This window comes from Enterococcus sp. CSURQ0835 (assembly GCF_902706605.1).
Classification (GTDB): domain Bacteria; phylum Bacillota; class Bacilli; order Lactobacillales; family Enterococcaceae; genus Enterococcus_A.
This window is the reverse complement of the sequence record NZ_CACSLH010000023.1, coordinates 42,983-49,503: the sequence shown is the minus strand read 5'-3', so window position 1 is coordinate 49,503 and position 6,521 is coordinate 42,983. Positions and strand designations below refer to the sequence as shown.

Below are 6,521 nucleotides of genomic sequence, written 5' to 3'. Positions count from 1 at the left end.
TCCATGCGTAGGTCCTTTTTATTGGTCTTGGATAAGTCATCCGAGAACAGTATAAAGGATTTTTTTGTACATGAATAGCTTTATAGCAATGCTTTTAATGATTTGAAGTTCTTTGCAACACTAGTGGTTTTTTATATTAAAATAATTTAACCAAGAGTAGGAGTGTTAAGGCATGGCAATGGTGGAATTTAAAAATGTCGAGAAATATTACGGAAAGTTTCATGCTTTAAAAAATATCAACTTATCCTTTGATAAAGGTGAAGTCGTAGTCGTTATCGGGCCGTCTGGTTCTGGGAAAAGTACGATGTTGCGCTGCATCAATGGTTTAGAATCGATTACGTCCGGCGAGTTATTAGTCGAAGGAAAAAATCTACATAGCAAAGAGGTCAAATTAAAAGATATCCGTAAAAAAATTGGAATGGTCTTTCAACATTTTAATCTTTATCCGAATAAAACCGCGTTAGAAAATGTGACTTTGGCACCGGTCAAAGTTTTGAAACAAAGTGAAGCCGATGCAACCAAAAAAGCGGAAAAATTATTGGACCGAGTGGATATGTTGGATAAAAAAGATTCTTATCCTTCCATGATGTCAGGCGGGCAACAACAACGGATTGCTATCGCGCGTGGACTAGCGATGAATCCAGATCTTTTATTATTTGATGAGCCGACTTCTGCTCTTGATCCTGAGATGATCGGGGATGTACTGAACGTTATGAAAAAAATCGCGCGCGACGGTATGTCGATGATCGTTGTGACTCACGAAATGGGTTTTGCAAGAGAAGTCGCCGATCGGATCGTGTTCATGGCTGAAGGGCAAGTGTTAGAAGATACGCGGGATATAAAAGCCTTCTTTGAAAAGCCGCAAGATGTTCGGGCGCAACAATTCTTGAGCAAAGTAATCAATCACTAGGAGGATGACTATGTCAAAGAGAAAAAAAATCGTCTCCTTCTTATTGGCCGTATTAGTCGTACTTGCGATTTCCGGCTGTAAAGGAGGTAGCGTTGCCAATGAAGACATCGCCAAACGAATCAAAAAAGAACCAACGATCACCTGGGGCGTCAAATACGATACGCGGTTGTTTGGGATGATGGACATCAAGACGCGGAAAGTAACTGGTTTTGATATTGATATCGCAAAAGCATTGACCAAAGAAATTGCGGGCAAAAACGCGAAAGCAGATTTTGTTGAAGTCACCTCAAAAACGCGGATCCCACTTTTAAAAAACGGAAACATCGATGCGATCATCGCCACGATGACAATCACAAAAGAACGTAAAGAACAAGTTGATTTTTCTGATATTTACTTTGACGCAGGGCAGTCGCTACTAGTCAAAAAAGGCAGCCCCATCAAAAACGTCAAAGAATTGACTGGAAAAGATACTGTTTTAGCTGTCAAAGGGTCCACTTCAGCTGTCAACATCCGAAAAAATGCACCGGATGCTAAGATTTTAGAATTGGAAAATTATGCCGAAGCATTTACGGCGTTGCAATCTGGTCAAGGACAAGCGATGACGACAGATAATGCGATCTTGTTAGGGATGCAAGAAGAAAATCCCGGCTATCAATTAGTTGGCGGCACTTTTACGGAAGAACCGTACGGAATCGCAATCAACAAAGGCCAAACAGCTTTTCTAACCGAAGTCAACGCTGCACTTGGTCGGCTCCATGATAATGGCACTTATGACAAAATTTATGATAAATGGTTCCCGAACGAGCCAGGCAGTAAAGCAGAGAAGGGAGCGAAATTTTAATGTGGGCCTTATTTCAAACATATTCTGCTGATTTTTTCAGCGGCTTTAAATTTACGATCTACGCGAGTTTGTTAGCCTTAGTGTTTAGTTTGATCATTGGAACATTGATGGCGATCTTCCAACTTTCGCATAATAAACTCATCAGTCGTTTGGCGAAGATGTATGTCGCGTTTTTCCGCAACATTCCACTTTTGATCATCGTGATGTTTTTCTACGTCGTCGTACCGATGTATTGGCACGCCTTTGATGGGTTTCAAGCAGGAGCGATCGGACTAACGATCTATACGTCAGCCTTTATCGCCGAGACAGTGCGCTCTGGCATCCAAACCGTACCAAAAGGACAGATGGAAGCTGGTTTATCCTCTGGTTTTTCTTATGCAGAAACGATGCGTTACATCGTGTTGCCGCAAGCTTTTAAAATCGTGATCCCACCTTTGGGCAATCAATTTATCAACTTGATCAAAAACTCTTCGATCTTAGCAATGGTTGCCGGACTTGACCTGATGTATCAAGGGGATTTGATTGCTAGTACTACGTTTAATACGTTTGATACGTATATCATCGTGGGCTTGTTTTACTTAGTTTTGACGCTGCCGTTGTCTTATCTGATGAACTATTTGGATAAGCATTGGTCACGAGCGTAGGGAAGGTGGAAAAAAATGGATTTTGTTAATGCGTTTTCATGGATCAATATCCGCTTTTTACTGGATGGCTTGTGGGTCACAATCCAAGTTTCCGTCGTTTCGATTATTTTCAGTATGATTTTAGGCGGGATCGCGGGGACGGTTCGCTTCAGTCAGATCCCCTATCTTTCACGTTTGTTAGGACTTGTGATCGATATCATTCGGAACTTGCCATTGCTACTCATCATCTTTTTTACTTACTTTGCTTTGCCGCAAGTCGGGATCAAATTGAATATTTTTTGGGCCGCCGTTGCCGCGTTGACGATTTTTGAATCAGCGATGCTCTCTGAAATCTTTCGTGCGGGACTAAATGCCGTACCGAAAGGGCAAATGGAAGCCGGACTTTCATCGGGTCTCTCATATGTCCAAACGTTAGTGATCATTATCATGCCACAAGCGTTCAAATCGATGCTCCCGGCAATTTTAAGTCAATTGATTTCACTGATCAAAGATACGTCACTGGCAGTCATCATTTCATTACCAGAACTCATGCACAATACGCGGATCGTTTATGGGCAAAATACGCAATACGTGATCCCGATGTTTGTCGCTATGACCTTGATGTATTTCGTGGTTTGTTATGTGCTGTCAGTTTTATCAGGCTATTTAGAAAAAAGCAAATACAATTATTAAGTACTGGTGAACGTGCCAGTGCTTTTTTTACGCACAAAAATTATCCGACACATTCGATTATAATTCTATGGCAGCCAAATGACTGAGACTTGAATTATTTGCTTAAAAAGTAGAAAATGGGAAGAGAAATCATAACAGATAGGGTGAAAGATGTTGTCAAATAAACGACCAATTGGTTTCATCGACTCTGGTGTTGGCGGCTTGACGGTCGTCAAAGAAGCTATGCGCCAGCTGCCAAATGAAAATATTATTTATTTAGGAGATACCGCGCGCTGCCCTTATGGTCCACGGCCAGCTGAGCAAGTGATCGAATTTACTTGGCAAATGACTCGCTTTTTATTAGCACAAGAAATCAAGATGCTAGTGATTGCTTGTAATACGGCTACGGCGGTCGCGTTAGACGAGATCAAAAAAAATGTCGACATCCCAGTGATCGGCGTGATTGAACCAGGTGCTCGTGCAGCTTTAAAAGCGAGCAACACACATCAGATCGCAGTCATCGGGACCCAAGGAACAGTGAAGAGCGGTGTTTATCAAAGTGAGCTCCAAAAAAAAGCGCCAGATGCACAGGTGGAGAGTTTGGCTTGCCCTAAATTTGTTCCATTAGTTGAAAGCAATCAATCCCATAGTTCCATCGCTAAAAAAGTGGTTGCAGAAACGCTAGCACCGTTAAAAGTGGCTAGACCTGACACGTTGATCATGGGCTGCACGCATTATCCATTATTGCGTCCAATCATTCAAAATGTGATGGGCGATGAGGTCCACTTGATTGATTCCGGTGCTGAAACAGTGAGTGATGTTAGTGCGCTTTTAGATTATTTTCAATTGAACAATTATCATCACACGGGAGAAAAAACGTGTCAATTTTATACGACGGGTTCAGAAAAAATGTTTGAGTCAATCGCCAGTGATTGGTTAGCTTTAGCAAAAATGAATGTGAAGCATATCGATTTGGAGGGAAATTAACGTGAGACATGATGGAAGAGGCGTCCAAGATTTACGCAAACTAACGATCAAAACGAATGTTTACAAAAATCCAGAAGGCTCAGTCGTCATTTCTTGCGGCGATACGCAAGTGATTTGTTCGGCAACGGTTGAAGACCAAGTTCCGCTTTTTTTACGGGATTCTGGAACTGGTTGGATCACAGCCGAATACAGTATGTTGCCACGCGCTACCAATACACGAAATCGGCGAGAAAGCGCAAAAGGAAAATTAACGGGTCGGACGATGGAGATCCAGCGGTTGATTGGCCGTGCGTTAAGAGCGGTAGTTGATTTAGAAAAATTAGGTGAACGGAGCATTATCGTGGATTGCGATGTCGTTCAAGCTGATGGCGGGACTCGAACGGCCAGTATTACAGGAGGCTTTGTGGCATTGCGCTTAGCGATTAATCATTTACTTGCAACGGGTGAACTGACTGAAGATCCAATCAAAGAACATCTAGCTGCTATCAGTGTCGGGATCTTATCAGATGACACGATCGTGACTGATTTAGATTATGTAGAAGATTCAGCCGCGAAAGTTGATTTGAATTTAGTGTTGACCGAATCTGGTAAATTTGTAGAGATCCAAGGAACTGGTGAAGAAGCGACCTTTGATGATACGCAATTAAACGCCTTGATCTTACATGGTAAAACCGCGATTGAGACGTTGATTGCCGAACAAAAGCACGCGCTATTTGCAGAAGTTCCTGAAAGTCCAGTCAAAACGATCGTGATTGCGACGCGCAATCCAGGCAAAGCGAAAGAGTTCGCGGCTTTATTTGAACAAGCAGGCTACCAAATCAAAACGTTATTAGATTTTCCTGAGCTACCAGATGTCGCTGAGACCGGCGAGACCTTTGAAGCTAATGCGCGTCTAAAAGCGGAAACGATCGCACAACTGATCAAGCAACCGGTTTTAGCCGATGATTCGGGTTTAGTCGTCGATTATTTAAATGGGATGCCGGGCGTTTATTCTGCGCGTTTTGCCGGTGAACAAAAAAGTGATGCAGCCAATAATGCCAAGTTACTGCATGAATTGACTGGCGTACCAGATGAGAAACGAACGGCTCACTTCCACTGCACACTTGTTTTTGCGGCACCTCAAAAAGAAAGTCTTGTCGTAGAAGCTGATTGGCCAGGACGCATCGGCCGGATTCCTCAAGGCGACAATGGATTTGGATATGATCCTTTGTTTTACGTTCCTGAATTTAAAAAAACGGCAGCGGAACTAACGGCGACGGAAAAAAATCAAGTCAGTCACCGTGGTCAAGCAGTCCAAAAATTAGCCAAAGTTTGGCAGCAATGGTTGGAGGAAAAGTGATGAACTATTTAGTAGTTAGTGATAATCATGGTGATCGCCAGATTTTAGTCGATCTACAAAAAAAATACGCGGGAAAAGTCGATGCGATGTTCCATTGTGGCGATTCAGAATTGCCAGCTGACGATCCATTGTGGGAACAGTTTGTCGTCGTTCAAGGCAATTGTGATTATGATCCGGCCTATCAAACCAGTCAGACGATTCAAGTCGGGACAGATCGTATTTATATCACACATGGTGACCGATCTAATGTACGTTTTGGTTTGAATGTTTTATCGTTAGAAGCACAAGAAGCGCAAGCGAACATCGCACTTTTTGGCCATATCCATCAAGCGGTGGCTGAATTTGACAAAGGAATCTTATTCGTCAATCCCGGTAGCATTTCACAACCGCGAGGCCCGATCCAGATTCCAAGTTATGCGCTGATCGAAAGCAATGATCTGCATTACGCAGTCCAATTTTACAATCGCGCCTTTCAACCGATCGAAGAATTGCAGGCGACATTTGATCGTTAGTTTCTAAATTTTATTTAATATTAAGCAAATCTCACCGCTTCAGGGAACGTTTTCAGTAAAATAAGTGGTGGTAAGTTAAGAAACGGAGGATCAATATGATCAGTCATGCGGTAGAGGAATTGATGCTTGAAAACAAAGATTCAATGCTGATCCCAGCAGAAAATGTGGCAAATGTGATGGTGGGTAATCCGCTAGAGCACGCGCTTTTAGTCTTATCGAAAGTAGGCTATTCCACAATCCCAGTTTTAGACAAAGAGGATCACTTCGTCGGGCTTTTAAGTATCAACGATGTCGTGGATAAGATGTTGGAGCTTGACGAGATCGACAGCACGAACTTAAGTGATTTTACCGTCGAGGATATCATGCGAACTGAGATCGCGATGGTCGATACGCATTGTGAGTTGGAAGATGTGCTGCATCTTTTAGTCAACGCCAACTTTTTACCGGTCGTAGATGACCAGCACATTTTTAAAGGGATCATTACTCGGCGAGAAATTTTAAAAGCAGTCAATCATACCTTCCATGAATTAGAACAAAAAAATAGTGTCGTTCCCAAATTTTTGGCGGCCCATTTGAAATCGTAACACAGGCGCTTACAGCCTGTGTTTTTTTTGCGTTAGCAGACGTAAAAGTTGAC

The 6,521-nt window shown here is 42.6% G+C and carries 8 protein-coding genes; all 8 read left to right on the top strand.

Annotation, left to right across the window (positions count from 1 at the left end):
* Nucleotides 1-172: 172 nt before the first annotated feature.
* Nucleotides 173-910, top strand: coding sequence for an amino acid ABC transporter ATP-binding protein (locus tag GVJ38_RS09930; RefSeq protein WP_159723004.1), 738 nt, complete (start codon nucleotides 173-175; stop codon nucleotides 908-910).
* 10 nt (nucleotides 911-920) lie between these two features.
* Nucleotides 921-1,751 (top strand): transporter substrate-binding domain-containing protein, encoded by an 831-nt coding sequence (locus GVJ38_RS09925; protein WP_159723003.1) that lies wholly within the window; start codon nucleotides 921-923, stop codon nucleotides 1,749-1,751.
* Complete coding sequence (locus GVJ38_RS09920) at nucleotides 1,751-2,395, top strand: amino acid ABC transporter permease (RefSeq protein ID WP_159723002.1); 645 nt, start codon at nucleotides 1,751-1,753, stop codon at nucleotides 2,393-2,395. The genes GVJ38_RS09925 and GVJ38_RS09920 overlap by 1 nt, the downstream gene beginning before the upstream one ends.
* A gap of 15 nt (nucleotides 2,396-2,410) precedes the next feature.
* Nucleotides 2,411-3,067, top strand: a complete 657-nt coding sequence (locus tag GVJ38_RS09915) for an amino acid ABC transporter permease (RefSeq protein WP_159723001.1) — start codon at nucleotides 2,411-2,413, stop codon at nucleotides 3,065-3,067.
* Nucleotides 3,068-3,217: 150 nt separating this feature from the next.
* Nucleotides 3,218-4,033 carry a glutamate racemase gene (racE, locus tag GVJ38_RS09910; protein ID WP_327785597.1) on the top strand — a complete coding sequence of 272 codons (816 nt, stop codon included), beginning with the start codon at nucleotides 3,218-3,220 and terminating at the stop codon, nucleotides 4,031-4,033.
* A gap of 1 nt (nucleotide 4,034) precedes the next feature.
* Nucleotides 4,035-5,372 (top strand): ribonuclease PH, encoded by a 1,338-nt coding sequence (gene rph, locus GVJ38_RS09905; RefSeq protein WP_159723000.1) that lies wholly within the window; start codon nucleotides 4,035-4,037, stop codon nucleotides 5,370-5,372.
* Nucleotides 5,372-5,884, top strand: coding sequence for a metallophosphoesterase (locus GVJ38_RS09900; protein WP_159722999.1), 513 nt, complete (start codon nucleotides 5,372-5,374; stop codon nucleotides 5,882-5,884). The genes rph and GVJ38_RS09900 overlap by 1 nt, the downstream gene beginning before the upstream one ends.
* A gap of 95 nt (nucleotides 5,885-5,979) precedes the next feature.
* Nucleotides 5,980-6,468, top strand: a complete 489-nt coding sequence (cbpB, locus tag GVJ38_RS09895) for a cyclic-di-AMP-binding protein CbpB (protein WP_159722998.1) — start codon at nucleotides 5,980-5,982, stop codon at nucleotides 6,466-6,468.
* The last annotated feature ends 53 nt before the right edge of the window (nucleotides 6,469-6,521 follow it).

What these genes read in the sequence shown, in the direction of transcription:
- GVJ38_RS09930 (WP_159723004.1), top strand. Translation starts at nt 173, where the DNA reads ATGGCAATGGTGGAATTTAAAAATGTCGAGAAATATTACGGAAAGTTT.
- GVJ38_RS09925 (WP_159723003.1), top strand. Translation starts at nt 921, where the DNA reads ATGTCAAAGAGAAAAAAAATCGTCTCCTTCTTATTGGCCGTATTAGTC.
- GVJ38_RS09920 (WP_159723002.1), top strand. Translation starts at nt 1,751, where the DNA reads ATGTGGGCCTTATTTCAAACATATTCTGCTGATTTTTTCAGCGGCTTT.
- GVJ38_RS09915 (WP_159723001.1), top strand. Translation starts at nt 2,411, where the DNA reads ATGGATTTTGTTAATGCGTTTTCATGGATCAATATCCGCTTTTTACTG.
- racE (WP_327785597.1), top strand. Translation starts at nt 3,218, where the DNA reads ATGTTGTCAAATAAACGACCAATTGGTTTCATCGACTCTGGTGTTGGC.
- GVJ38_RS09900 (WP_159722999.1), top strand. Translation starts at nt 5,372, where the DNA reads ATGAACTATTTAGTAGTTAGTGATAATCATGGTGATCGCCAGATTTTA.
- cbpB (WP_159722998.1), top strand. Translation starts at nt 5,980, where the DNA reads ATGATCAGTCATGCGGTAGAGGAATTGATGCTTGAAAACAAAGATTCA.